Origin of the sequence: Streptomyces sp. NBC_00464, assembly GCF_036013915.1 — a bacterium.
Lineage (GTDB): Bacteria > Actinomycetota > Actinomycetes > Streptomycetales > Streptomycetaceae > Streptomyces.
The window spans coordinates 7210666-7234328 of record NZ_CP107899.1 but is presented as its reverse complement, the minus strand read 5'-3'; the positions used below and the strand labels follow the sequence as shown (position 1 = coordinate 7234328).

Here is a 23663-nt window from a genome sequence, read left to right as displayed (position 1 = left end):
TTGGCGACCACAGCACGTCGGCGCTGACCGACACGGCAGGCTCTGCGATCGTGGACATCCGCCGCACCACGTATGCCGTCACCGACCACTGCGACCGAATTTGCGCGTCCCACTGACAGCCTCCGTGCGCACGACATCAGCACAAGTAACTCGCCGTGCGATACAGCTGGTACCAGCCCCGAGTTCCCGCGCAAGAACCCTCAGAAATCCTGAACCCACGAACTTTACGGAATCAAGGGCTCGCCGAACCAGCGGCACGGCAATGGCGACATGACCCTGCCCAGTGCGGCGGCGTCTCTGTTGCCGACGCCGAGGGCGAGCGACACGGGCACCCCGGGCCGCCGGCCCGGGAAGGGATGGCCGCCTCCCTGTCGGCGGTGGTCCTGCCCCTCTGGGCCGGGGAAACGCCGGAGGCGGGGGCGCGGACCGGCGATGGGGAGCGTACGGATCCGCCATCACCCGATGGGGGACGCTCACCCGTCCTGCCCCCGGCTCCCACGGACGCGGCCGGTCGGCTCCGCGCGGACCTCGTGGAGTGGATGCAAGGCCTCGACGCCGGCTGGGTCACCGCGACTCCAGGGCTCGGCCGTCCAGCGCAGCTCACCGCGCTCGGCAACGGTTTCGTCCCACAACAGGCTGCGCGTGCCTTGCGGTTGCTGGCCCCACCCTTTCCCCGCTGCTCCGACCGATAGCGCCCCACTACCGCGTTCTTCCGGCCGGACCAAATCGCTGATTCTCCGGATCCTCTCGGGCATGTCGCCGTCTCACAGATGGAGCACACCCCCATGGCCGACACCAGCCCGACCTCCCCCGGCCCCGAGCCGTACCGCGTCCCCGACGCAGACCTTGACGACCTCGCCAGCACCCTCGCCAAGGCCATGGCCAAGGTCAGGCAGCACGGCGTCATCCTCGACCGCCTCGGCTCCGAGCCCGAATCCGTCACCAACCAGCCGCCGGACGGCACTCCGGAAGCCGAGGCGGCAGACGGCAAGAAGGCCGGCGGCCCCGCCTCGGTGTTCATCCTCGCCCTGGGCGGCGAGGCATACGCCGTCGAACTCGCTGCACTCAGCGACTGGGTGAACTACCTCTTTCTGCCGGTGTACGGCCGAGAGATCAGCACGAGCCGTCCCTGGTGCGCGCACTGGCACGAACACCCCGAGGCCGTCGCTCGGCTCCACGCACTCTGGCTCGCCTGGCAGCAGTTCACCGACACGGAGGCCGGCCTGTCCAGCCCGTCGACCTGGCACCGCGACCACCTGGACCAGACCCTGGCGCACCTGCGTGCACCCGACGGACCCTTCGCGGCCTGCACGACCAGCGCAACTCGCCCCAATCACCGGGTGCTGGCTACCCCGGCTCCCGAGCAGTCGGGGACGGCGGCGTGATCGACATCCTCGACTTCGACCTCGCCAATCTCTCGCCGGTCGACGACGACTCCGAGGGGGCGATGGAGGCCCTCTGGTCTGGCGACTTGACGGTGCTGTCCCAACACGACACCAAGCCCAACGGTTCGCACAGCTTCATCCTCGCCCACGACCGATCGGTCACCTGGGGGGTACCCGGCGAGCCACAGCTCGTTGCGATCGCGGTCGCTCGGGATCTGCAGCAGTCCACGTTCACCTTCGAGACGAGTCACCACGCCACGGCGTCCTTCGCCCAGAACTGGCTGGCAGAACGCGGCTGCCCGCTCGAACGGATCGCACTGCGCGGTGGCGACTACGTCGAGCCCGCCGACGACCTCACCGTCCAGGTGGAACAGCATATCCAGAGGTCGGGCGCCCGCTACGAGGTCGTCGACACCTACACCTCCGACGACAATCCCAGCAAGGCGTGGACACTCGTCAACGACTCCCAGGCCACCCAGGCACCAGTTCGCCTCTTCTACGAGGAGTGGAACCACGATGCCGGCACGTACACGATGCGCGAGGGCGCCTTCCCCGACGTCGGCGTCGCCCAGACCTGGCTGGACGAGCGCAGCGAACCGCTGCCCGAGCCTCCGGAGTGCAGCGACCACAACGGTGCCGTCGTCAGGGCCCGCATCGCCCTCTCCCGGTCCGCCGGTACCTCTCCGACACCGCAGACCGGTCTAGACGCGCCCCGCGCGACAGCAGCGGTGCCAGTCCAGTGCGCGGTCCAGGGGAGGCTGCTGTGAGCCGCGCCCGCTTCGCCTTCGCCGCGCACCCTGACGCCATCGCCGACCTGCGGGAACTCGCCCCTGAGATCCGCGATTTGGCTTTGCTGGAGCTGCAGACCTGGTCCGCGGAAGCGACGACTGCTTGCCGTTGAAGGGCCGCCTCGCCGGCTTCCACAAGGTGTACGTCGACCCGAAGGTCGCTTACCGGCTGGTCATCCAGTTCCGTCAGGCTCCACCGACCTCGACTCACAAGCGCGAGATCTACCTCGTGGCCGCTGGCAGCCGGAAGGACTACGCGGTCTACCGCACGGCCCAACTGCGGGCCGGCCCCCAGCAAGAGGTCGGCCCGGACTCCGCCACGGAGGCCCGCGTGCAGGCCGCCCGGTCTCGCTCGACGCTCATCGCCGAACGGCCGACAGCAGGCCGCGCGACTACCCCGTCAACAGCGCTGCCCTCGGCCGCTACCCCCCGAAAGGTCGCCCAGCGATGACCAACGACCGTACTGCGCTGACCCGTTCAGGGCTGGCGGATCTCCTCACCGAGGCCGCTCAGAACGTCGACGGCATCCCTGCCGCCGAGTACCCAACGGCTGCCGCCCGCTCCTACCTGCATCCCGTCTTGGGGCCGCTGGCCGCTGGGCCCCGTGTGATCACCGGGCTGAACGACCGGTTCGAGGGCTTCGTGGCCGCCGAGCCACGCCCCGCTGGTTCGGCGGGCCTGTTCGCCTCATACGCCTCCGCGCTGGGGTGGCTCACCGAGTCGTTCGCCGAGCTGACCTCCTCAGTCGACGAGATCTGTACCCGCGTGGGCATCCCCACGGAGCCCTGCGCACCGATCGTCGCCCCAACCGGCGGAACCGAGCGGGACGACGAGTTCGACTTCGCCTTCAGCGCACTTGAGTTGGAGGCGGTCCGCAACGCAGCCGAGGCCGCCGGCCTCGCGCCGGACGACTACGTCGAGGTTCTCTCCCAGTCGCTGCTCGCCGCCGCCCGGATCACCGACGCCTGCATGGAGATCTCCAGCGGCCTGCTCGATGACGCCGATCTCCTCCGCGAAGCGAGCGACCGCCCTCGGCTCGGCGGCGACCCCGGCAGCCTGCCCGTTCTGGTCCGCTCCCTGCTCGCCCGGATGGAGGCGACGGAGTGAACCCGTACGACGCAGACACACACCCTGGGCCTTATCTCGTCGTCGAAGTGCTCGGTGTCGGGGACGTCAGTGTGCCCGCCCTCGCGCATGGTCCGCGGCAGCCGCTGCGCCAGGCCGCTACGCGCGTCATCGGAGCCTCAGCGGCGTTGGACGAGCGACACGAGAGCGTGCTCGACGCGGTCCAGCGGGCTCAGCGGCTGCTCGAAGGCATTGGTCGCGGTGAAGTCGGCCGCGCCCAGGTGTCGTACGTGCTGCTGCGGACCGCCCTGCCCGAACTCGGAGACGTTCTGGCGCAGGAAGACCGGGCATACAGTGAGTTCGTCGAGTCCCTGTCCGCCTACCGGCGGCTTCTTTCCTCGCCTGAGCCTGTTCAACGCGCGACCAACAAGAGCCACGGGCAGGGCCAGAAGACGAGGCCCGAGCGGGACGACGACTGGGCCGTCGCCGGGGAGCGCGGGCTGGTAGCCCTCGAAGCCGTTGCGGCCGGAGGCGTTCGCTTTCGTCGCAACGCGATCGGCGAGGACCCGTACATCTCGCGGGAGAAGGCCCAGCAGCAGGACCCGGCGGTCTTCCCGCAGACCGTGCAGCGGCTGGTCGCCGACGGGCTACTGCATCAGGACACCACCGAGAACGTGTATCGGCCCGGCCAGCTCCTCTCGCTCACTTCGCAGGGGGAAGCCGCCCTGCGTGATGGTCGCGCGACGACGTCACGGGTGTCCGCCGCCCTCGGCCGCACCACCACGCAGACCAAGTCAGGTGCGCTCGCCGACTCGGCCGCCGAGCCCGTCGCCAGGACCTCCCTCGCGGCTCCCCGCTCACGCTGACCTCATCCCGATAAGGACGCCACCATGCCTACCCCCGGCCTGCCTCCCACCTTCTCCATCGCTTCCATCGATGCCCAGCGCGTCGAGGAAGCTCTCGCTCGGATCGGGCCCAAGTGGACCACCTGGACCGCGATGACCCTGGCCCAGGTGAACGGCCCTATGCGTGTCCGCGATGCTGCTGCGCAGCTCCCCTTCGTCAGCGAGCAGTTCGTCGGCAATCGGCTGGCCACGATGCACGCTGACGGACTGGTGATCCGCGATGACGGCCGGCGGGGCGCGCCGTACCGACTCAGCGCGCTCGGCACGTCTCTGGCCCCCGTCCTCCGCACGGTGTCAGACTGGTCCCTCACCCACCTGACACAGGAGCCGATGGCCGAAGCCGAGCGTGTCGAGGACGCGCTGCGCCGCTCGCATCTTCGGCACTCGACTGCCGTGATTCAGGCCCTCGACTCGGCTGACGGCCAGATGCGGTTCGTTCACATCGCCGAGGCGGCCCGCCTGGACAACGGCCTCGCACGGCAGCGACTCCTCCGGCTTCAGGCCGATGGCCTGGTCACGCGGACGGGCTCCCGACACGAAGACCCTTACGTGCTCACCGATGCTGGCCATGCGTTGGGGGCCGTCTACGCGAGTGTCGAGCACTGGAGCCAGCCCTTCGCGCTGCGAAGTGGAACAGCGCCAGCGGCAGCAACGCGCACCCACGTCGGTATTCCGCTGGGGGCGGGGGCCGACAGCGCCCGGACCGCGGCGGCCCTACGGCGGAGCGCCGCCGCGTTCAACGTCATGTTCAGCCACGCGCCTCAGCCGGAACCGCGGGTGCCGGCGGCCGTGACCGCTCAGTCGGCACCGGGCCGGGGCCGGTGACGGGGTGAGAACTAGAGGCCACTCGCCGCCGCCACGGCATCCGCGTGCGCTCCAGCGGCTCCCGCCGCTGCCCACGCGAATCCTTTCTCCTCCTTCGCTTCCGGAGACTCGACCATGTACGCCCCTGATGACCCGACCCGGTACCAAGAGGTACTGGTCAGCCCCATGTATCTGGCTGGTTCCAACGGGACCGGCGAGGCTGGCTTCGCACCCGTCGCCCACTGGCCTCATCAGTACCTTGATGAGGGCCCCTGCCAGCTCCTCGTAACCTCTCCCGACCAACGGATTCGGATCGGCTGGTTCGGCGACGACTTCGAACTGTGGAAGATCAGCGCAGCCGAGGACGCCTTCTCAGCGCCTCGCTGGACGGCAACGTTCAACCACGTCACCCCGGCCGAATTGGTCGCTGGCCTCACCGCCACACTGGTCCAGGACTACGACGAAGCCATCGCTTCCGACACCCTCGGCCGCTTCTTGACAGGGCCAACCGTCCCCTGGAGGGACACCGTCCGGCCGCTGACCGATGCCGGCTGGAACCTTGACGGAGCTGCTGAACTCGGCACCGTCGAGATCATCGCTCCTGACGACCAAGCGGGCATCCTTATCGATCGGCGCGGCTACGGCTCCGACCGCAGGACCGTCGAGCTGTGGGCTGGTCCGCCGGGCTGGGGCACTCGTGCCGAAGCGACCTTCACGGCCCGCACCCCATCCCATTTGATCGCCGCAACCGCCGCTGTGATGGCGAAGTCGACCCCGGTGGTCCGCGAACGCCACCAAGTCGACCGGCGTATGCAGCACCTGGTCTCTATGACCCCTGTCGGTTCGGCCACGCCAATGGCCGAGGCTCAGGTCTCGCGCGCTCCGACTCCGCTGGACGTACGCCGCACCGCGGTCACCCAGGCCGTACACCGCGCCGCGCGGGCACCACGCACAGCAGCCGACCTCCGGGTGATGGCCGCCCAGAGCCGCTCCACGGGTGCGGCACAGAAACGGACGGGACACCCCGCGATCTCTGCCCGGCTGCCGGCCAGCTCGCCGGCGCCCCGGCGCGGGCGCTGACTTCCACCCCAAGCCGCACTCCATCCGCGACCGTCCCTGCACAATAGGAGTTCCGCCATGCCCACCACCATGCTCGACCAGGCCACAGCCATGATCGAGAACGCCTGGGGCCAGCCCCTCGAAGCTCTTGAGGTCCTCGGGGTCCGCCGCCCCAGCGACGACCCGCTCCTGCGCTGCGCCATGCACACCCGAACGGCCCTGGCCATCACGGACAACGCAGTAACCGTCCAACCAGGACCGTCTTCACGCCCTGTCCCGGCATGGGTACGTGCCTGACTTCTACGAACTCGACCGGATCACCGAAACGGCGGTCAGCCTCCGCGTCGCCCACGCGGAAAGCCGTGCGTACCTGCAGGCGATCCGGCGCGTGGTGGAGGCTCGTGAGGCAGCCGCACCCGAGGTTGAGGCGCCGACGGTTCGGCTGGCACAGGCTGCTGTCGCCCGCTCCGGGCAAATGCGGCACGCCCCGGGGCCGTGCCCGAACCGTCCTCTCCGGCGACTGTCGTCGGGCCGTCGGCGCCCACAACGGGGCCCCGGCGTTGAACGGTTAGCGCTGGTTCTCGTCGCGGTGGCCGTCTTCGGCTCGGGGGCCCACCGCGCGGGCCAGCTCCTCGATCGTCAGCTCCACGCGCCGGCCTTCGGCGACCCGGCGCTCCACCATTTCGTCGTCCGGCCACTCGTCGGGCTGTGCACCAACGCCCCACTGGCCGTCGGCGACCATAGCGATGTGGCCCACGGTCCACGGCCGCCCGGCCGCGCGAATCTTGCGCTCCAACCCGGCGCCGTCCCAGTGTCTGCTCGCCTCGGCCATCGCTGTCCCCCTTCTCTCGCCTGCGGCCCGTCACCGCAACCCATGTAGGACAAACGCGGCGGCCTGTCCATTCCCCGGTCTCCCGTCACCTGCCGGCGACCCGAGTTCGCCCATGGCAGACGTCCTCGCTGGGAAACGACTACGCACTTCGGCATGCTGCATGCCAACGTACGGGTGTCGGGAAAACCGCAGGTCAACGAAGGGATCCATCTAACCGTGAGCACCTCTGCCACCCTCCTTCCGGCCGTTGTCCGTCCCACGGCGGACGCTCTCCACTGGCTCTTCGCCGACCACGGTGCGGGGCCGGTGCTCGATTTCCTGGACGCACTCGGGTGGGCGATCGTCGACACCCCCGAGGCCAACGTCCACGCGACCAGCCCCGACGGCTGTGTCTACGTCGGCTGGCTCCCCGAAGACCCGTCGGCCTGGCAGCGCAACATCGTCTGGCACGTCCGGGTGCAACCCGCCGATGGCGACGCATGGGTCCAGGAGTTCGGTCTCCATACCCCCTCCGAGGCCGTTGCCGGATTCCTCGCCGCCCTGGTCACCCACTCCTCGTGCTGACCGTCGATCAGGCCCTCGCCCTTCTCACCGGCTGGTCCGACGGCACCCGTGCCGTCGGACCGACCGGCCCCGTCCGTACCCACCACTTCCCGGAGACTCCCTTGCCCCAGTACCTGACCGTCGGCCACCTGCTCCGCCAGCTCCAGGACCTCGACCCCAACCTGCCGGTGCGCCTCGCCGTCAACCCCGACTTCCCCTTCACCCACTACGTGGGGACCGAGGTCGTCGTCCAGGACGGCACGGCGTTCATCCCCGACGACGGCCAAGAGGACTACCTCCCCCCGTCGGCACGCAACGCCCTCAACTGGTCCTGACCCCTTCCCCATACACTCCGGAGGCTCCCATCTCGTCGTACGTACTCCCGCTGCACGGCCTCGCTGTACGTCCCATGCCACACGGCGTGCGTGGCGCGCTGGTCCAGCGCGTCTCCGCAGCACCCGACGGACCCCTCGACGTCACCTGGCGCGCCGCCGAAGCCCCGAGACTCCTCCTCGGCCGCATCCTCCTCCGCTGGGAGCCTGCCTCCCCAACGTGCTGGGACGTCACGGCCCACCTGGGCCTGGCCACCACCGAGATACACCTCGCCTCTTGGCCCTCCGCCCCGGACGGCTGGCCAAGTCTGATTCGCCCGACCCTCCACGAGGTGACCGGCCTCTGCGCCGCCCTCGCGTTCGCGACCGACGCCCTCAACCTCTCGACCCGTCTCGCCGAGGTCTGACCAAGAACCGCAGCGGTCCGCCCCTCGCCAACAGGGGCGGCCTTGCCTGCATCCAGCAGCGTGCCACGTACGCGGGGCCCGGACGAATGGGCGCTCCTACTCAACAGCCGCAGTCGTCGTAGACCTGGTAGTGGCAGCCTTCGTAGGGGCGGAACGGCCTTCTCGCGCTGCCAGCAGTTGTACTTGTCTCCATCTTCCCCTAGCGAAGAAAACTGCTCTCGAGCTCATCAAGCGGCGCGGTGCCCGCTCCACGCGCGGCGACGCTCGGCTCCTGCTCTTCGGTCACCCGCTCCGCTCGACTTTGCCCTTGGCCCACCACAGGAAGTCCGCCGCGTGCTGCTGGTTGGCGAAGCCGTCTCCGACGAGGGTGCGCAGGAGGTCGTTGCTCCAGAGAATAAGGCGACCGCGGGTCCAGCTCACCGATTCGGGTGCCGGGAGCTCCAAGCCGTAGACCAGCCGCGCGATCTCGCGCTTGCCGCCCGCATCCGTCATGTACTTGAGGATCGTGAGGAACCGTTCGGGACGCATCACGCACAGGACCTTCGTGAGGAGGGCTTCCTTGAAGCCTGTCATGGCGAACCGCTTCGTGCCGTCCAGTAATTGCTGGAGCCGTTCCTCCAGCAGCACCTCGTCAGGTCCGTGCAGGAGGTACTCGATCGTCGAGCGGGTCGACTCGGCCGCCGCGGCATCGCCCATGTCGTTCCAGGCGGAATTGAACGTGGCCTGGTTCCCGGGTCGCGCGCCGATCTCGGAGTTGGCGAAGTCCTTGAGTATCTGCGGGTTACATGCCCGCAGCCCCTCAGGCGTGAAGACCCCTTGGTACTTCGACCAGTAAGCAGCCACGCGCGGGTCGAAGTCCGGCTTGACGGCGAGATAGCGCGCCTTGAGCCGGGCCACGCGCTCCAACCGCTCGGGATCGACGTCCTCGGGCTTCGGGAAGCTCGCCCTGAGAGCCTCGAAAGAGCGGGCCACTTGCCGCTGCGCTGAGGCGGGCTCGCCGTGCTCCCACTCGAAGCCGCATCGATGCCTGAGCACCCGGCGTCCGCCGTCGAGCGTCGCGCGCACCTCGATGTCCTCGTCGTCACTACACAGTGGACACATGGCCAAGGACATGGCTACCCCCTGTTCTCATCGCGCCGCCGCCCACCCCTGAGCCAGCCGACTCCAGTCGGTTCGAAGAATGTGGCAACACGGCCACACCGATGGGAAGCGTATCCATCGCAGCCGACATTGGTGGCGCTCCGCCCTCTCTACCCGCAGAACGGCGGTAACTGACAGCGGTATTCCGGTTGTCGGCAGCCGCGCTGAGAAGTGCCGGCAAGCTTCCCCGGGAGCCACTCCATGCCGCCGGATGCACCCGTGCCGGTCCTGGCCGATCCGGGATCGGGTCGGTGGATTCGGGCTGAACCGCAGGGCGTCGAGACGTACACTGCGGCGGTGAGCGCCGACGTCGGCATTCCGTCGCGCGCCCCTCGAGGAGGAGATCGCATGCAGGACCCTTCGGACTCGATGGAAACCGTCGAGCCTGAGGAGGGCGACCGGAGCGGTACCGGCGGCTCGCTCACCGCGGGCGATCCGGCACCCTGCCCGGAGCCCGACCCGTCGGCGGCGTCGACCGCCCTCGTGGAGGTCCTTCCGGGGGTTGCCGTCCTCTTCGGCGAGGTCCCCGCGGAACTCGGGCCCGATCTCATCGACTTCGGAATCGTACCGGCCACTGACCGCCTGCAGATCTCCACCGTCCTCGCCTCGATCGGGAACGCGTCGACCGCCGTCGGCGGCCTCGCAAACGCGTTCGCCAGCGCACAAGGGCTCTACCGGCTCAGCAGCGCGACGCAGTCCCTGCTGAAGACCGGCGCGACCCTCGCCGTCAAGGACGGCGCGAACCTCGGAACGGTGATGGTCCCAGGCCGTTTCATCGCCCAGGCCCGCTTCATCCCCGTGACCACGGTCAGCGCGGCGCAGACCGCCGCCGCGCTCGGACCGGCGCTGGCCATGGTCGCTCTCCAGATGCAACTGAGCGAGATCACCGGCCTCGTCAGGACCAACATCGAATTGACGAGGCAGGTGCTCGCCACCGTCCGCAAGGAGCAGCGGTCTGAACTGGCGGGGCTCGTCGAGACCATCACCCGCGCGGTCGAGCAGGCGCGAGAGCTCGAATCGGTCCCCGTCACCCTGTGGGAGAACGTCGCGGGCAGCGAGGCGGCTCTGCGTAAGCAGCTTGAGCTGTACCGCGGGAACGTCGCCGGTCACATCGAGCAGATCGACCGGTCCGATCCCCGTCGCCGCCGCGAGTACCTCCAGACGAACGCCGAGGCCATTGCCTTCGACGCCTTCGCTCTCCTGGACTGTCTCAAGGCATGGGTCGGATACAAGGCGCTCCAGGCCGGGAGGGCGAGAGGCGCCGGCCGCGATGATGCCGCCGAGGCACGGCTCGTCAACGTCATCATGCGCGACACCCGCGAGGAGTTCGACTCCGTTCTCGCCGGAACGACGAGCCTCGTCGGCTCACTGACGCAAGAACTGCGATTCGCCGCCCTGCTCCCCGGGCGCGAGCCCCTGTCGCAGTCGCTGCCGGGGAAGCGGAAGGACGCGAAGGCGGCCCGCGAGATATCCGCCCGTCTCCTGGAGGCGATCGAACCCCTCGCCGACGCCCTCCGTCCGCCGGCCCCTCCACTCGATGCCCCGGACGTCGTCTGCGCACCCGAGTTGCCGGCCCTCGATCCGTACCTCCGCATCCTGCGATGGCTCTTCGACGACGACGAGACCCTGCGCGCCCTCGGCTTCCCCGATCAACTCGACTCCCTCGGCCCGGTCTCCGCGATCTTCGGCGGGGCAAAGGACAAGCTGTCAGCGGCGCGGGACAAGACGCCGGCGAGGACGCTGGTCGCCGTTACGGACCGCCGCATCATCACAGCCAAGACAAACGCCTTCCTCGAACAGGGTGAGATCCGCCAGGACATCCCGATCGATCAGGTGCGGTACGTCCGGGCAGCGGCCGCACCGGACAAGAGCGCGCGTTCGGCAATCGACCTCATCACGCGCGACGAGAACATCCGTTGGCTCTTCCACGCAGGCGTCGAAAACGTCCAGGTGGAGGCGCTCGCCGCCGTGCTCGCCGAGTCGATGACGATCCCAGACGTTGAACGCGACGCGCTTCAACGCGGGCGCCACATCCCCATCGAGGGAGGGGGAAGCGGCGATAGCAGCGGCATGAGGTCCACAGGGCCGACTGGATCCGGGGCCAAGGCGCGCGATGTCGGGTAGTCGATCAAGGCCGTGGCCCTACAGCCGAACAGGCTGGGCACACCCATCCCAGCGCAAGGCAGCGACAGCGAAGCGCACTCTGGGTGGGCGAGGATGCGTCTGTCGACGTCCGCGGTACCTGTCTCGTGTTCGCCGTATTCGCCCTGCCAAGTCCTACTCCAGGTAGGTGCCGGCGAATACGCCGTCGAACCCGAGCGCGGCCAGGCCCGCCTCGACACTCGGGTAGGTCGTCCCGTGCGGGCCGCCGACCAGGACGTCGAAGTCGGCGCGGCCGATCTCGGGCTCGAGCCACTGGTTGCCGCACCGGCAGCGGACCCAGACGTTGCGCCCGCGGTTGATGAGCAGCCAGTCGCGTCGGGCACGGCAGGCGGAGCACATCACGGGGATGCCCCCGAGAGCGAGTTCGCGTGAGTGGCCGACGCAGCGAATCGCCCCGGGGCCGTCGGCCGGCCGCGTCTCGGCCTGGAGCTGCAGCAGGGGGTCGGTACCAGTGGGGAGGACGGGCAGCGCGAGTGCTGGATCCGTGGTGCGGGTGGTGCTTCTGAGCACGAGCGTCATCTCCCGGTTGTCGGTCCTGTCTTCATCCGTAACAGCCGGTGGAACCAGCTGTCCATTCATTTCGCAGCGTCCGCTCGGTCGGTGGTCGACTCCCGGTTCGACCTGGTCAGCGACGTGACGAGCGGCGGTTTGGGTCTTGAACAGTCCCGAGCGATGCGGCTGCCGTTGTGTTTCGTTCACTGGTGCGGTTGCTCGGCGTGGTGGCCTGGCGGGTGGCGGCCTGCGGACGACGGGCAACGTCACCCGGGTGTGCCGGGAGCTGGGCGATGCGCCGCAGGCGCCAGACCAGGACGTCGCTCACGTCATCGGCGCTTTCGAGTTCGCGCATGTCGATGGCCTGGCGCAGGAGGGCTTCGGAGTCGTGGCCCGCCTGCTCGGCCTGGGCGAGGGTGGCGACCAAGGCGTCGGTCCTCGCTTCCATGCCCCCTGCCCGTACGACCTTCTCCGGCAGGACGGCGCGAAGGGTGGCTTCGTGCGCGCGGCGCTGGGCTTCTGGAAGGGCCCGACCTTGGTCGTGCAGCACTCGCATCGGCGTGGCGGCGGCCTGCCGGTAGGCGGTGCGCAGGTGCGCGGCGGCTTGTCGGGAGGCGTGGGCCTGCTGAGCGTGTCCGTGAGCGGAGTGCCAGCGGGCGGCGGCGAGGGTGACCAGGACGAGGGTGGAGACGAGCATGGCGGTGGTGCCGCCGTCCTCGCCTCGGCCGAGCGCCCCGCCGGCCTGGACAATACCCCGGGCGGCTGAGCGGAGAGCCCGGGTGTCGGCGCGTTCGGCGCGGACATGGCTGCGGGTCGCCCGCTCGAAGGCGCGAGCTGCGGCGGCCAGCTCGGCGCGGGTGGTGGCCGGTGAGGTCTGGGCCACCGCATCGAGGAGTTCTCCGATGCCGACGAGCTGGGCGGCGGCCTCGCCGTCCTCGTCGCGTTCCAGGAGCGTGGCCGAGCGCTCGGCGATGACGACTGCGTTGCGTCGTTGACGGGCGGGCGGTGACCAGTTCGTCCGGTCAACGGCGACCGCGGGCGCGCTCGGTTCGGCGGCCCCGTCGGTGAGGCGTAGGCGGATCTTCGGAAGGGAGAGGTCGGGGGCCAGTTTGGAGCCGGGGTACCAGACCGGGTCTCCGTCGCGGTTGCGGTCGCCGGGCAGGGCCACGTTGTAGCCGAGCGCGTCACCGGACGGAGCGTGCCGCAACTTCACCCGCACCCCCGCCTCTCGGAGCCGCGTGAAGAACTCCTCTTTCGAATCCGCTCCCGCCACGGCTCGACGAACGGCCTCACGGAGCGTCTCGCGTGAGGTCTCCGGGCGGCCGGTGCGCTCGGCCTTGAACTTCTCGGCGCTGCTGGGATTCTTCGCTGCGGTTCCGTCGCCGGCGTTCAGGCGCCGCAGGACCATCTCCTGCTCGATGCGGCGGCATTCGGCCTGGGCCTTGTTGAAGTCGTAGTTCAGGCGCGGGTTGCGCAGGTCGCCGCGTATGAGGGTGGCGACGATGTGGATGTGGTCCTCCGCGTGGCGGACGGCGATCCACCGGCAGCCGTCGGGGTCTCCGGCCGGGGCGATGCCGGTGGCGTGGACGATGCGCTGGGCGACGGCGTTCCACTCCTCGTCGTCCAGCCGCCGGTCGCCGGGGGCGGTGCGGACTGAGCAGTGCCAGACGTGCTTGGCGGGCGCGCGGTCGCCGGCCTGCTTGACCCGCAGGTCCAGGGCGGCGGTGAGCCGGGCGAGGGTGACCTTCGGGTCGGGGTCGTGGCCGGTGTCGCGGCCGGGGTCGGGGGCGAAGCCGTCCCAGGAGCCGACGAGGTGCGCGTCGGTGTGCTCCTCGCGCCGTCCGGGGCCGTACAGGTAGACGAGGAGGCCGTGGGTGCGGGAGCCGCGTCCGATGTCGGGAACCATCACAGCCGCCGGGTCACCAGGTCGTTCGCCGCGTCATCGACGCGGGCGAGAAGTCCGGTCAGCGTGCCCAGAGCGTGTTCGAGTTCACCGGCGCGCGGCTGGCCACCGCTGTTGAGGACGAAGGCGATCTGGTTGATGTTGTTGCCGATCCGGGCCAGCGCGGGCCGTAGAGCGGCGAGTTCGTCGATGGCGGTGTCGAGCTGGTCGTTGCTGTGCACGGCGGCACGTCCGCGGGCGGCGCTCAGGCCGGCGGTGGCGAGGAAACGGGCGACGGTGACGCCGCGCTGGGTGGCGGCGTCGGTGATCTCGGCTTTCTCGGTGTCGGAGAGGCGGGTGGTCGTCTTGCGGGCGCGCTCGCTCGGGTTGCGGCTACGGCGGCGCGGGGTGCGGTCGGGGAAGGCGGGCGTGCTCGGGCTCGGCTGCTCGCGGTCGGCAGGGTCATCTGCTTCTCCCCCGATGACCGGCGCCCCCTGGTGCCGGTTGCCCGGCTGGTCCCCGTGCGCCCTCGCTCGGGGACCAGCCGGGCTTCCCCCGCCCTCCCGGGCGGGGGCAAGTGCGTACGACGGGCCGTAGGACCGTCGTACGCGATAGCTTGCTCCGCCAGGAGCCGTGGTGGGGTCACGATGCTGTCCAGCGGGGGTGGCCACCGGGTCGTTGGTGTTCACCGGCTTGTCTCCGGGTCCTGCTGCTGGATTTCGCGGACGAGTTCCTCGATCCAGTCCATGGCCAGGACGGGGTGGTGCAGGGTCCAGGGCCGGTCGTGCTGTTCGCGTTGCACGATCCAGGTGGTGTCGGGGCCGGACTGGGCGCGGTGGAGGTGTCCGTGCTGGTGCAGGACGGTCAGCCAGGAGTCGACTTCGGCGGGCGTGGCCGGGTGAGTGCGCATCGGGTGCTCTCCGCTTCTGCTGTGGCGGGGTGTCTCGGAGACATGCGGAGCGGGTGACCGGCCGGGGTGACCGGCTTGGTCACCCACTCCGTGGATGTTCGGTCAGGGCCGGGAGGAGGTGACCGGCTGGCGGTGCTGCTCGCGCAGCTGGGCCATCAACGCGGTCAGGGTGTCGCTGGACAGCGGGATCTGCTGACCTCGGATCGCCTGGGCGACCACCTTGCGGGTCAGTTTGTCCTCGGCCCTGACCGCCGACCGGGCGATCTTCAGCAGCTCCTCGGTGTCCGGGTCAGGACGCCGGTCATCAGTCGGCCGAGCGGCCCGGTCAGTGACCGGCGGCGAGGTGACCGGCGGGGCAATGACCGCCGCCGGGCTGCCCTGGCCATCACCGACCGGGGCCGCACTGTCGGGGCGGTCAGCGACCGTCCGCCCCTTGTCCGCCTGTCCCGGCAGGTCAGGGGCACCGTGGCTCCAGTTGCGGTGGTCGGTGACCGACTGGCCGCTGGTGGCCGGGGTCGAGTCTCCGGTCGCTGACCGGGTGGCGGTGTCCTCGTCGGTCGGGGACAGCGGCAGCCGGTCGGTCAGAGCGGTGACCGGCTGACCGGACTTGACCTGACCGGCCGCTGACCGCTGCTGACCGGCTCGGCCGGTCCGGGTGACCTCGATGTCGTCACCCCGGTCGGTCTGACCGAGGTGACCGCGCTGACCGACGTTCTGCCGGTCAGTGTCCTTGACCGGGCCCCGGGCAATGAGGATGTAGAGGTGGACTGCTCCGGCCAGTGCGAGCGGGGCGATGGTGGAGAGCACCGCGACCACCGCGTCACCGAGCCGGAGGCCGGTGCCGGCGACCGTGTCCTGGTTGATGCGCACCGCGTGGAGTGCGTTGGCCCAGATGCTGGCGGCGGTGGCCGTGCCGAAGAGCGTCCAGACGTAGAGCCGGGCGCGCAGGGGTGCGTTGCGCAGGACCAGGAGGGCTCGGATGCCGTAGGCGATGAACCCGTCGATCACCAGGGGGAACAGGTAGGTAAGGAAGCCTCGGATATGGATGGCGACGGCCATCTGCTGCAGGGCGTCGTACGAGAGCGCGCATCCCGCGCCCCCGAGGGCCACGACAGCCGCGCGGTCCCACCCGGATATGTGCACCGTCTTCGGCGCGCTTGCGGTGTTCATGCCGCCGTCCCGAAGTCGTCGCGGATCAGGCGCTCGCCGCTGGTCTCGGGGGATGGGGTGTTCGTGGTGGGCTGGTTCAGGGTTCGGTTGCGCTCGGCCCGGCGGATCTCGCGGTATCGCTTTTGGGCGTGCTCCTCGGTGACCTTCAGAAGCCAGGCCAGGCGCTGCTCGCTCACCCCGTGGCGGTAGGCCGCGTACTCGACCGCGCGGCGCTCCGCATGGGTGAGGTGCACGTCGCGCCCGGCGATGGTGGCATTGACGCGGCTGTAGTCGAGGCGGCTGGCGAGCTTGTCGTGCAGCGGCCCGCGCTCCTCCTCCGTCAGGCCGCCACGGATCCCGTCGGTGTCACCCCCTTCGAGAGCGGCGTCCAGGCAGGTTCGGCGGACCGGGCACTGGCCGCACAGGGCCTTGGCGGTGGCGATCTTGGTGGTCTCGTCGGGTTCGGGGAAGAAGACTTCGGGGTCCACCGGGTTGTACTCGGTGCTCTGGCAGACGGCGTCGGCCTGCCAGGTCTGGTCGCCGAGCTGACGGTGGTGGGCGGGGCCGTTCATCGTGCTGGTCATGCGGGGTGCTCCGATCGCTCTCCGCGCGCAGGGGCGTCGGCGGAGAGGTGCGCTGGCGGTAGGTGCCCGGGGGACGGCGCTGTGAGGACGCGGTCCGGCGGGGTGGCCTGCGGTGGGTCAGGCGGCGGCGCTGTGGCGTCTGCGGTCGACGGCCTCGAACTCGACTCGGGTGGTCATCTGCGCGAGCCTGCTGGCGACGCGATCCCCGAGGTAGGAGCGCAGGTCCTTGATCGCCAGGTTGGTCGTGATCAGCGTGGGGAGTTCGTAGTTGTACCGCCGGTTGATCAGCCGGTACGTCACTTCCTCGACCCACTCGCTCGCCTTGGCCGCGCCGAGGTCGTCGATGATCAGCAGCGGGCAGCGGCTGACGGCTGCCAGCTGCCGCTCGCTGTCGACCCCGGGCCGGGGGCGGAGATCGGCGTAGAGGTCGGCAGCGGTGGTCGCGCGCCAGCGAACACCGACCCCGCTCTTGACCAGCGCTCGGACTGCGCCGTACGCCTGGTGTGTCTTGCCCGCGCCGACGACCCCGGCCATCAGCAGGCTAGGTCCGGTGGTGACCTGTCGTCGGCCTCCTCGACTGGGGGCGACGGCCGCGTCGGTGACCTTCCGGACCCACTCCAGGACCGTGGGGTGGTCGGCGACAGCCGCTTGATAGCGCGGAGGCATCCCGGCGAGCAGGGCGTCCAGCGGCGAGAAGGGCTCGGCGTCGTCCGGCAGCGCGGCATCGGCCGGGTCGATGTTGCGGGCGGCCAGGATCCTGGCCATGCGCTCCAGTGTGGCTTCGTTGCCGAGGAGCTGCGGTTCACGGTGACGGGTGTGCATCACAGCTCCTCGGCGTAGGCGGCAGACGCGTTGGCCGGGTTGGTCCACGCCTGGTGGGCGGGCACGTTAGGCCGGATTCCCGGCCGCGCCAAACCGCCGGGGCGAGCGTTCATCACCTCGTTGACCATGCTGGTCAGTACGCTCGGGTGCTTGGGGTTGGCAGTGAAATTCGCCAGCCCGGCTCGGATGTGCGTCGGTGCGATGCCCTCGTCCAGGAGCTTCTTGATGATCCGTCCGAGGTGCCCGATCACGTCGTTCGGGGGGCGCTGGTCGCACCCGGCGACGTACTCCCCGACGAGGTCCTTGGCGGAGATGCCGGCTGCGGGCGCTGTGCGCCCCGTAGGGAGAGAAGATCCAGGATCCAAGATCCTAGATCCAGGCGCCGAGCCTTCGGGCAGGCTTCGGGGAAGGTTCGGGGAGTCCTTGGGGAATGCCTCCTGACCTGGGGTTTCCGATCGGGAGCTGCCTGGGACGTCGACCAAGTGATCGGTGGCTGCCTGCCGGTCGGCCGGGGACACAATCGCGTGCCCGGAAGACGTCGAGGTGGCCTGGGTGGGCAGATCGAGGGGTCGGGGAGCGTTCGGCGAGGTCTCGGCGAGTCCTCGGGGAGTGGTGGGCGACCCCTCGGTCTGCTTGGTGCAGTTGCCCTTGCAGGGGCCGCACCGGCCGGCAGCCTGGTGCTGCGGGCACGAGGGCAGGCGGGACTGGCTCGGTTTGTCGATCTTCTGGTGCTCGGACCAGGTCACGATGTGGAGGTAGCGGCGGCCGTCGCAGCCGGTGTACCGGCAGATCAGGCCGGCGCTCGCGAGCTGGTGGAGATCGTCCTCGACGTGGACCGAGGTGTGCTCGGCGCGCAGGGGCCACAGGAGCCCAGCGATGATCGCGGCGTTGTCGCGGTGCCGTCCGTGGTCGTCAGCCTGCGTGAGGAGGCCGAAGAAGGTCCGCTCGGCCTCGACGCTCACTTCGGCGAGCGACTCGGAGAAGAACGCCTCCGGCTTGATGGTGCGTATCCGGGCCATGTCAGCGGCTCCGACCGGTGGCGACCAGGTCGCTGCATGTGAGGGCGGCGCGCTGGATGTCGAAGGTGTGCGGCCGGGTCCAGTCCGCCTCCGGCCAGACCCGCAGGATCCAGCGGGCGGCGACCGTCGCCGTCGTCCGGCTCGCCTCCAGGGCCTTCCCGCCCTCGTCCCGGATAGCGGCACGCGGGTGGGGCCACGCCCGGCTCGGGTCGGTGAGGCTGACTCGGATCGTGGCCGCGCCCGGGATCATCTCTGCGAGCTGAGCAGCGAGGCGGTGCTGTCGTTGGGTATCCGGGCAGGCTGGGTTGACGCTCGGCGTGGCGAGCATGTGATACTCCGTTGTTCGTAGGAACGCGGTGCGGCGGTTCTCGTGCAAAAGCCCCGCCGCCCGCGAGATGTGGATCGGTACCCCTCGGGGTGTCGGCCCGGTGCTCGGGAGTTGGTAGCTCCCGGGCGCCGGTCTCATCCACCCCTGTGCACTCTGCGGTCTTCATGACCCGCGCGGGCTCGTCTCCTTCCCCTCCCGGCTGTTCCGTCGGCCAGTGATCTCCGCCTGTGGGCACCAGGACCATATGGCGACCCTCGGCCCAAGTCCAGCTTCTATAGACCAGCCCTCACCAGCAGCGGAACACTGCAATGGATGCTGACAACGCACAACGTACATTGCAGTTACGCCCTTCCGTCAACTGCAATGGCGAGGTACTGAACCTGACCGACCATGATCACCACTGAGGTGGATATGATGGCCGCCATGACGGAGATCTGGAGATGACCGAATCGCGCGAACGCACCTTCTCGGAGTTGCTCGACTACCTGTTCCGAGAGGTGCACCCGAAGGGACGCGGCCCTTACACCTACGCGGAGGTCTCGCAAGGCATCCGTGACACCTCCGGCGTCACCATCTCCGCGAGCGCCATCCAGCAGCTTCGCACCGGCACCAACTCGAACCCGAAGATGCAGACCATCCGTGCCTTGGCCGGCTTCTTCGGCGTGAACCCGGGCTATTTCTTCGACGAGGAGGAGGCGGAGCGCCAGCGTGCCGAGATCCAGTTGGTCGCCGCCATGCGCGACCAGGGGGTGCGTCGGGTCGCTCTGCGCGCGAACGGTCTCAGCGCTTCGAGCCTGAACATGGTGAACACCGTGATCGACCAGGCCCGAAGACTGGAAGGAATGCCCGACGAGTCGGAAGCGTCGGGACTGCTCGACGACAAGTAAGGGCTTGGCCGCACACCGAGCAGCGCGCACCGCTCCCGTCGATCACGTCTCGGCAGGTTCAGAGTCGGTTTCCATCAGCACGATCACCCGGAGGAGGTCGCTGCGCATGGGCCGCAGAGCCATGATCCGCACGCCGACTTCTCGACCCCGATGGTGGGGAAGTCGAAGCTTGCGCAGGTCTCCGTCGGCGTGTTCGACCACCTCGCGGCGGTCCCACATCTGCCGTGCGGCCGGGGAACTCGTGAGGATGTCGCGCTCCAGCTGTTGCAGCGCTTCGTGGTCCGGATGGCGGGCGCGCTCGTAGCGGATCTGCCCTAGGTAGGAGCGGGCCCAGTCCTGCTCCCAGTTCACGAGCTGCTCGCGGGCCTCCGGACTCAGGAACGCCCACCGCATCTGATTCGCCTGGTGAGCCGCCCACGGAAACCAGTCCAGCAGCGGCTCGTTGTAGCCGATCACGTTCCAGGCGAGGTCCGTCACGAAGGCGGGATCGGGGGCCTGGCCGTCCAGAAACCGCTGCAGCAGCTCGTCCATCTCCGCCGCCGCATCGGCCTCCGGAACCGCGGCGACCACCGGCGGATGGCCCACCGCCATCAGGTACAGGGCATCGCGCTCAGCGCGACTCAGCCCCAGCACCGACGAGAGTCGATCGAGAAAGTCAGCGGAGTACTTGGCTTCCATGCCCCGCTCCAGCGCCCCGTACCAGCGTTCACTCACCCCGGTCAGCCGAGCCACGTCACGCTGCGTCAGACCCTTCGCCCTGCGGCCCGGAGAGGCCAACCCGGGGATCTCATCGGGATTCACCCGCCGCCGCCACGATCGCAGCAGCTCGGGCAGCGACTCGCCGCCACCTTCGCCACCCGCGACCCGCCCGCCCCGCACGTCCATAAGGGCGAGCCTAGGATGCGCTCACCGGGTGACATGCACCATAGGGCGCCCAACCTCCCATCCAGTCGATCATGGTTCAGTCATTCAGCGTAGTCAGACATAACGGATAATCAAGTAATCAACTACTCAGAGTGCGAACCGCCTCGCGCCCGAATCACCGGCCCCCTGCGCTTCCGGCAAACGGTGAGGAGGTGCGACCGGGAAGGCTCACCCCCCTCCGTCAATCACCATGCGTAATCGGAACTGCCACTTCCAGGAAGAGTGAGTTCCTGCCTTCTCTTGGCATCCTCGGGGCTTCCGTCCGCCCACAAGTTGACGCACCGCCGAGGCCGAAGGGGAGCACCGTGTCCTTGCCAGAAGTCGACACGCGTCGACTGCGCGCATCGTGCGAAGAGCAGATCGACCTCCTACGTCTGCCGCACCGATTCACCACCCGCCAGTTGAGCGAGGCCATAGCCGAGCTTCGCGGGAAGCCCATCGTCCTGCGGCCGCTGAGCACGCTCGGCGCGGTCGATGCGCCGTGCGGCATGAGAATCGAGACCCCGGACGCCGATCTCCTCTTCTACGAGGAGGGCACGTCCGCCCACCACCAGCGGCACATCCTCACGCACGAGCTCTGCCACGTGTACTGCGACCATCCGGGAAGCCTGGAGGTCAACGCGGACACGGCCCGCTCCCTGAGCGTCAACCCGACGCTGGTGATGCGTATGTCCGGGCGGACGAGTTACTCGACTGCTGACGAGCGCGAGGCGGAGATGATGGCGACGGTCGTCCGCCAACGCATCTACCGCGACCGCGAGGCCCCTTCGCACTGCCCCGAGAGGGGCCCGGAGAGATGGGAAGCTCTCTTCGCCCAGCCCATCAGGAGAGGCCGCTTCCGCGCATGACGAATGCTGTCTTCCTCGGGATGGCGTTGCTGCTCGCGTCCATAGCCGGCTACTGGGTGCTCGGACGCGGAACGCCCCGGCCGACCGGTACGTCGGCCATGGGCGCGCTTCTCGGCTCCTTCGCCATGGCCTTCGCCTCCTATGCGCCGCTGCTCAGGAACATCGCGGAGTCGATCGTGCCGCACGTCGGCCGACTGCTGAGTAACTGCGCTTCTCTGGGTGCCGCCACAGCGGTCCTGGCCGTTTCCTTCCAGCTCAACCTCGAACCCTACGAGGCGCGGCAACGCATCCGGGTCCGTCTCGCTCTGCTCACCGCGTCGGTCGTCACCATGACCGCGCTGTTCGCCTACGAGCAGCTGACAGCTCGTTCTCCGCAGGTCTACGCGCTCTACCTACTCCCCTATACCTCCTTCCTCGGGTTCTCCGTGGTCGACTTCCTGAGGCAGGCCGTACGCCAGTCGAAAGCAACTCGGCGCGACAGCATCCGGGGCGGGTTGCGGGTGGCGGCGGCAGGCTGCGTGTTCGCTCTCGTCTACGTCGTCTACAAGCTGACGCGCATCGTCGGCCTTGGTCTGGGACTGGGCGACGAAACGCACGCGCAGTGCTCATCACTCGTGACCTCGACGTGCGCCTTCAGCGTCACCTCCCCGGCAATCGCCGTCCTACTGATCTGCCTCGGCCTCACGTGGCCTGCTGTCCTCTACCCGATCAACCAAGCCCGCCGACGTCGCTGGGAAACCCGGTCCTTCGAGACGCTCCGCCCCCTCTGGAAGGACCTGTCAGCCGCGATGCCGCAGATCGTCCTGTCGCCGGCCGAGGACGTCGAAGGCATCTCCGACGACTCCGACTTCCGACTGCAGCGGCGCGTCATCGAGATCAGCGACGGCATCCTCGCCCTCCGGCCGTACCGGTCGCGCAGGGTGCAGGAGAGCGCGGCGTCGAACTTCCACACCGCTACCGAGCAGGGCGCCGCCGCTGTGGAGGCGGCTGTGGTTCGAGCTGCACTGGCAGACTCGAAGGCTGGCCGGTACGCGGACGAAGTCGCACCTCCGTCGGTAGACGCCGCCGCCCGCGAGGATCTTCGGGCCGACACACAGTGGCTTCTCCTGGTGGCCGACGCCTACGCCCACGTCGGGCGTGTCGGCGTCAACGGCCGACCACGAACGATTGGAACCTGAAGACATGACCGACCCGACTCAGGACCCCCGCTTTCTCCAAGACCCCTACCCCACTTACGCGGCCATGCGCTCGGCATGCCCCGTGCAAGCCGTCCCCAGCGGATCCGGCGGGCGCCTCAGCTACCTGGTCACCGGATACGCCGAAGCCAGGGAAGCGCTCGCCGACGCCCGGCTCTCGAAGGACACCTCCGCGTTTTTCGCGGGCAAGGAATCAAAGCGGCGCCTCCACCCCGCGGTGGCGCACAACATGCTGTCGAGCGACCCGCCCGAGCACACCCGGCTGCGCAAGCTGGTCACCAGGGCGTTCACGACCGGGGCGGTCGCGGAACTGCGCCCGTTCATCGCCAGGGTCACCGACGACCTGCTGGACCAGTGGCCTGTCGGTGAGCCCTTCGACTTCGTGACCGGCTTGGCCGTCCCGCTACCCGTCATCGTGATCTGCGAACTGCTCGGAGTACCGGAGGAAGACCGGCCCGACATCCGGCGCTGGTCCGGCGAACTGTTCGCGGCGGGACAGCCGGGCGTCATCGACGCGGCCTCGCACTCCATGGCCGACTACATGACATACCTCATCGCCGCCAAGCGCCGACACCCCGGCAGCTCGCTCCTCGACCACCTCATCTCGGCTCGCGACGGCGACGACCGGCTCAATGAGGAGGAACTGGTCTCTCTCGCGGTGCTCCTGCTCGTAGCCGGCCACGAGACCACCAGCAACTTCCTCGGCAACGCAGCCCTGTCCCTGCTCCAGCACCCGGCCGAGCTCGACCGCCTCCGCCAGAACCCGGACGACATCCCTGCAGCGCTGGACGAGCTGCTTCGATTCGACTCCCCCGTCAGCACGGCCACCTTCCGGTACACCACCGAGGCCGTCACACTCGGCGGCACCGACATCCCGACAGGCGCACCGATCCTGGTCGCCCTCGGAGCCGCCAACCGCGACCCGGAAAGGTTCCCGTCACCGGACCAGCTCGATGCGAACCGGGACGCTGCCGGCCACCTCGCCTTCGGGCACGGTATCCACCGCTGCGTCGGCGCTCCCCTGGCCAAGGCCGAGGCCGAAATCGCGCTGCGCGCGGTACTGACACGGTTCCCGGGCCTCCGGCTCGCCGTACCGCCCGACCAGCTTCAGTGGCGGCACGCCCGTCTGGTACGCGGTCTGACCTCGCTTCCCGTCCTGAACTAGCTAGGGCGTTTCTCTGGATCACTCCCCAGGGGCT

General features: G+C 69.3%; 27 protein-coding genes and 1 pseudogene. 16 read left to right on the top strand and 12 right to left on the bottom strand.

Features of this window, described 5'->3' with window-relative positions; all coding sequences use genetic code 11:
- Window positions 1-785: 785 nt before the first annotated feature.
- The 8 genes and pseudogenes from OG912_RS32785 to OG912_RS32750 all read left to right on the top strand — a co-directional run bounded on the left by OG912_RS32785 (window position 786) and on the right by OG912_RS32750 (window position 6303).
- Window positions 786-1385, top strand: coding sequence for a DUF4913 domain-containing protein (locus OG912_RS32785; RefSeq protein WP_327170649.1), 600 nt, complete (start codon window positions 786-788; stop codon window positions 1383-1385).
- Window positions 1382-2152 (top strand): glycosyl hydrolase, encoded by a 771-nt coding sequence (locus OG912_RS32780; protein ID WP_327170650.1) that lies wholly within the window; start codon window positions 1382-1384, stop codon window positions 2150-2152. Before OG912_RS32785 ends, OG912_RS32780 begins: the two co-directional genes overlap by 4 nt.
- Window positions 2149-2624 (top strand): annotated as a pseudogene (locus OG912_RS32775) (hypothetical protein). Before OG912_RS32780 ends, OG912_RS32775 begins: the two are co-directional and overlap by 4 nt.
- Window positions 2621-3280 carry a hypothetical protein gene (locus tag OG912_RS32770; protein WP_327170651.1) on the top strand — a complete coding sequence of 220 codons (660 nt, stop codon included), beginning with the start codon at window positions 2621-2623 and terminating at the stop codon, window positions 3278-3280. The pseudogene OG912_RS32775 and the gene OG912_RS32770 overlap by 4 nt, the downstream one beginning before the upstream one ends.
- Complete coding sequence (locus OG912_RS32765; RefSeq protein ID WP_327170652.1) at window positions 3277-4104, top strand: large ATP-binding protein; 828 nt, start codon at window positions 3277-3279, stop codon at window positions 4102-4104. Before OG912_RS32770 ends, OG912_RS32765 begins: the two co-directional genes overlap by 4 nt.
- 24 nt (window positions 4105-4128) lie before the next feature.
- On the top strand, window positions 4129-4968 hold the full coding sequence (locus OG912_RS32760; RefSeq protein ID WP_327170653.1) for a winged helix-turn-helix transcriptional regulator: 840 nt from the start codon (window positions 4129-4131) through the stop codon (window positions 4966-4968).
- Window positions 4969-5082: 114 nt separating this feature from the next.
- Window positions 5083-6027 (top strand): DUF317 domain-containing protein, encoded by a 945-nt coding sequence (locus OG912_RS32755; protein ID WP_327170654.1) that lies wholly within the window; start codon window positions 5083-5085, stop codon window positions 6025-6027.
- Window positions 6028-6084: 57 nt separating this feature from the next.
- A complete protein-coding gene (locus OG912_RS32750; protein WP_237505066.1) occupies window positions 6085-6303 on the top strand; it encodes a hypothetical protein in 219 nt (72 codons plus the stop codon).
- A 271-nt stretch (window positions 6304-6574) separates the two neighbouring features.
- Here OG912_RS32750 and OG912_RS32745 read toward each other — a convergent pair whose 3' ends face one another.
- Window positions 6575-6838, bottom strand: coding sequence for a hypothetical protein (locus tag OG912_RS32745; RefSeq protein WP_327170655.1), 264 nt, complete (start codon window positions 6836-6838; stop codon window positions 6575-6577).
- 216 nt (window positions 6839-7054) lie between these two features.
- Here OG912_RS32745 and OG912_RS32740 point away from each other — a divergent pair, with 216 nt between their 5' ends.
- The 3 genes from OG912_RS32740 to OG912_RS32730 all read left to right on the top strand — a co-directional run bounded on the left by OG912_RS32740 (window position 7055) and on the right by OG912_RS32730 (window position 8120).
- Entirely contained in the window at window positions 7055-7402 is a 348-nt protein-coding gene (locus OG912_RS32740) for a DUF317 domain-containing protein (RefSeq protein ID WP_088575424.1), read from the top strand.
- The gene (locus tag OG912_RS32735) at window positions 7396-7716 is read left to right on the top strand and encodes a hypothetical protein (protein ID WP_443061043.1); all 321 of its coding nucleotides are present in this window, start codon (window positions 7396-7398) and stop codon (window positions 7714-7716) included. The genes OG912_RS32740 and OG912_RS32735 overlap by 7 nt, the downstream gene beginning before the upstream one ends.
- A 74-nt stretch (window positions 7717-7790) precedes the next feature.
- Complete coding sequence (locus OG912_RS32730; RefSeq protein ID WP_327712464.1) at window positions 7791-8120, top strand: esterase; 330 nt, start codon at window positions 7791-7793, stop codon at window positions 8118-8120.
- Between the two features lie 282 nt (window positions 8121-8402).
- On the opposite strand, the gene OG912_RS32725 is transcribed toward OG912_RS32730, so the two are convergent.
- Window positions 8403-9233 (bottom strand): hypothetical protein, encoded by an 831-nt coding sequence (locus OG912_RS32725; protein WP_327712463.1) that lies wholly within the window; start codon window positions 9231-9233, stop codon window positions 8403-8405.
- 375 nt (window positions 9234-9608) lie between these two features.
- Here OG912_RS32725 and OG912_RS32720 point away from each other — a divergent pair, with 375 nt between their 5' ends.
- Window positions 9609-11384 carry a hypothetical protein gene (locus tag OG912_RS32720; RefSeq protein WP_327170658.1) on the top strand — a complete coding sequence of 592 codons (1776 nt, stop codon included), beginning with the start codon at window positions 9609-9611 and terminating at the stop codon, window positions 11382-11384.
- A gap of 153 nt (window positions 11385-11537) precedes the next feature.
- On the opposite strand, the gene OG912_RS32715 is transcribed toward OG912_RS32720, so the two are convergent.
- The 9 genes from OG912_RS32715 to OG912_RS32675 all read right to left on the bottom strand — a co-directional run bounded on the left by OG912_RS32715 (window position 11538) and on the right by OG912_RS32675 (window position 18609).
- Window positions 11538-11942, bottom strand: a complete 405-nt coding sequence (locus OG912_RS32715; RefSeq protein WP_327170659.1) for a hypothetical protein — start codon at window positions 11940-11942, stop codon at window positions 11538-11540.
- Between the two features lie 106 nt (window positions 11943-12048).
- Window positions 12049-13821 carry a relaxase/mobilization nuclease domain-containing protein gene (locus OG912_RS32710; RefSeq protein WP_327173595.1) on the bottom strand — a complete coding sequence of 591 codons (1773 nt, stop codon included), beginning with the start codon at window positions 13819-13821 and terminating at the stop codon, window positions 12049-12051.
- Entirely contained in the window at window positions 13821-14486 is a 666-nt protein-coding gene (locus OG912_RS32705) for a MobC family plasmid mobilization relaxosome protein (RefSeq protein WP_327170660.1), read from the bottom strand. The genes OG912_RS32710 and OG912_RS32705 overlap by 1 nt, the downstream gene beginning before the upstream one ends.
- A complete protein-coding gene (locus OG912_RS32700; protein WP_003972986.1) occupies window positions 14483-14707 on the bottom strand; it encodes a hypothetical protein in 225 nt (74 codons plus the stop codon). The genes OG912_RS32705 and OG912_RS32700 overlap by 4 nt, the downstream gene beginning before the upstream one ends.
- 102 nt (window positions 14708-14809) lie before the next feature.
- Window positions 14810-15877, bottom strand: a complete 1068-nt coding sequence (locus OG912_RS32695; RefSeq protein ID WP_327170662.1) for a DUF2637 domain-containing protein — start codon at window positions 15875-15877, stop codon at window positions 14810-14812.
- A complete protein-coding gene (locus OG912_RS32690; protein WP_327712462.1) occupies window positions 15874-16440 on the bottom strand; it encodes a WhiB family transcriptional regulator in 567 nt (188 codons plus the stop codon). Before OG912_RS32690 ends, OG912_RS32695 begins: the two co-directional genes overlap by 4 nt.
- A gap of 117 nt (window positions 16441-16557) precedes the next feature.
- Entirely contained in the window at window positions 16558-17262 is a 705-nt protein-coding gene (locus OG912_RS32685; RefSeq protein WP_266413400.1) for an ATP-binding protein, read from the bottom strand.
- Complete coding sequence (locus OG912_RS32680; protein WP_327170664.1) at window positions 17262-18281, bottom strand: hypothetical protein; 1020 nt, start codon at window positions 18279-18281, stop codon at window positions 17262-17264. The genes OG912_RS32685 and OG912_RS32680 overlap by 1 nt, the downstream gene beginning before the upstream one ends.
- Before the next feature lies 1 nt (window position 18282).
- Window positions 18283-18609: a transcriptional regulator gene (locus tag OG912_RS32675; RefSeq protein WP_327170665.1), complete on the bottom strand. Its 327-nt coding sequence runs from the start codon at window positions 18607-18609 to the stop codon at window positions 18283-18285.
- Between the two features lie 440 nt (window positions 18610-19049).
- Here OG912_RS32675 and OG912_RS32670 point away from each other — a divergent pair, with 440 nt between their 5' ends.
- Window positions 19050-19496, top strand: coding sequence for a Secondary metabolite protein (locus OG912_RS32670; protein WP_093798523.1), 447 nt, complete (start codon window positions 19050-19052; stop codon window positions 19494-19496).
- A gap of 42 nt (window positions 19497-19538) precedes the next feature.
- On the opposite strand, the gene OG912_RS32665 is transcribed toward OG912_RS32670, so the two are convergent.
- A complete protein-coding gene (locus OG912_RS32665; RefSeq protein ID WP_327170666.1) occupies window positions 19539-20381 on the bottom strand; it encodes an MmyB family transcriptional regulator in 843 nt (280 codons plus the stop codon).
- 344 nt (window positions 20382-20725) lie between these two features.
- Here OG912_RS32665 and OG912_RS32660 point away from each other — a divergent pair, with 344 nt between their 5' ends.
- Genes OG912_RS32660 through OG912_RS32650 form a run of 3 tightly spaced genes read left to right on the top strand, consistent with a single transcriptional unit; the run spans window position 20726 to window position 23629 of the window.
- Window positions 20726-21268, top strand: a complete 543-nt coding sequence (locus OG912_RS32660) for a regulator component (protein WP_327170667.1) — start codon at window positions 20726-20728, stop codon at window positions 21266-21268.
- Window positions 21265-22446, top strand: a complete 1182-nt coding sequence (locus OG912_RS32655) for an MAB_1171c family putative transporter (protein WP_327712461.1) — start codon at window positions 21265-21267, stop codon at window positions 22444-22446. The genes OG912_RS32660 and OG912_RS32655 overlap by 4 nt, the downstream gene beginning before the upstream one ends.
- 4 nt (window positions 22447-22450) lie before the next feature.
- Window positions 22451-23629 (top strand): cytochrome P450 family protein, encoded by a 1179-nt coding sequence (locus OG912_RS32650; RefSeq protein WP_327170669.1) that lies wholly within the window; start codon window positions 22451-22453, stop codon window positions 23627-23629.
- The last annotated feature ends 34 nt before the right edge of the window (window positions 23630-23663 follow it).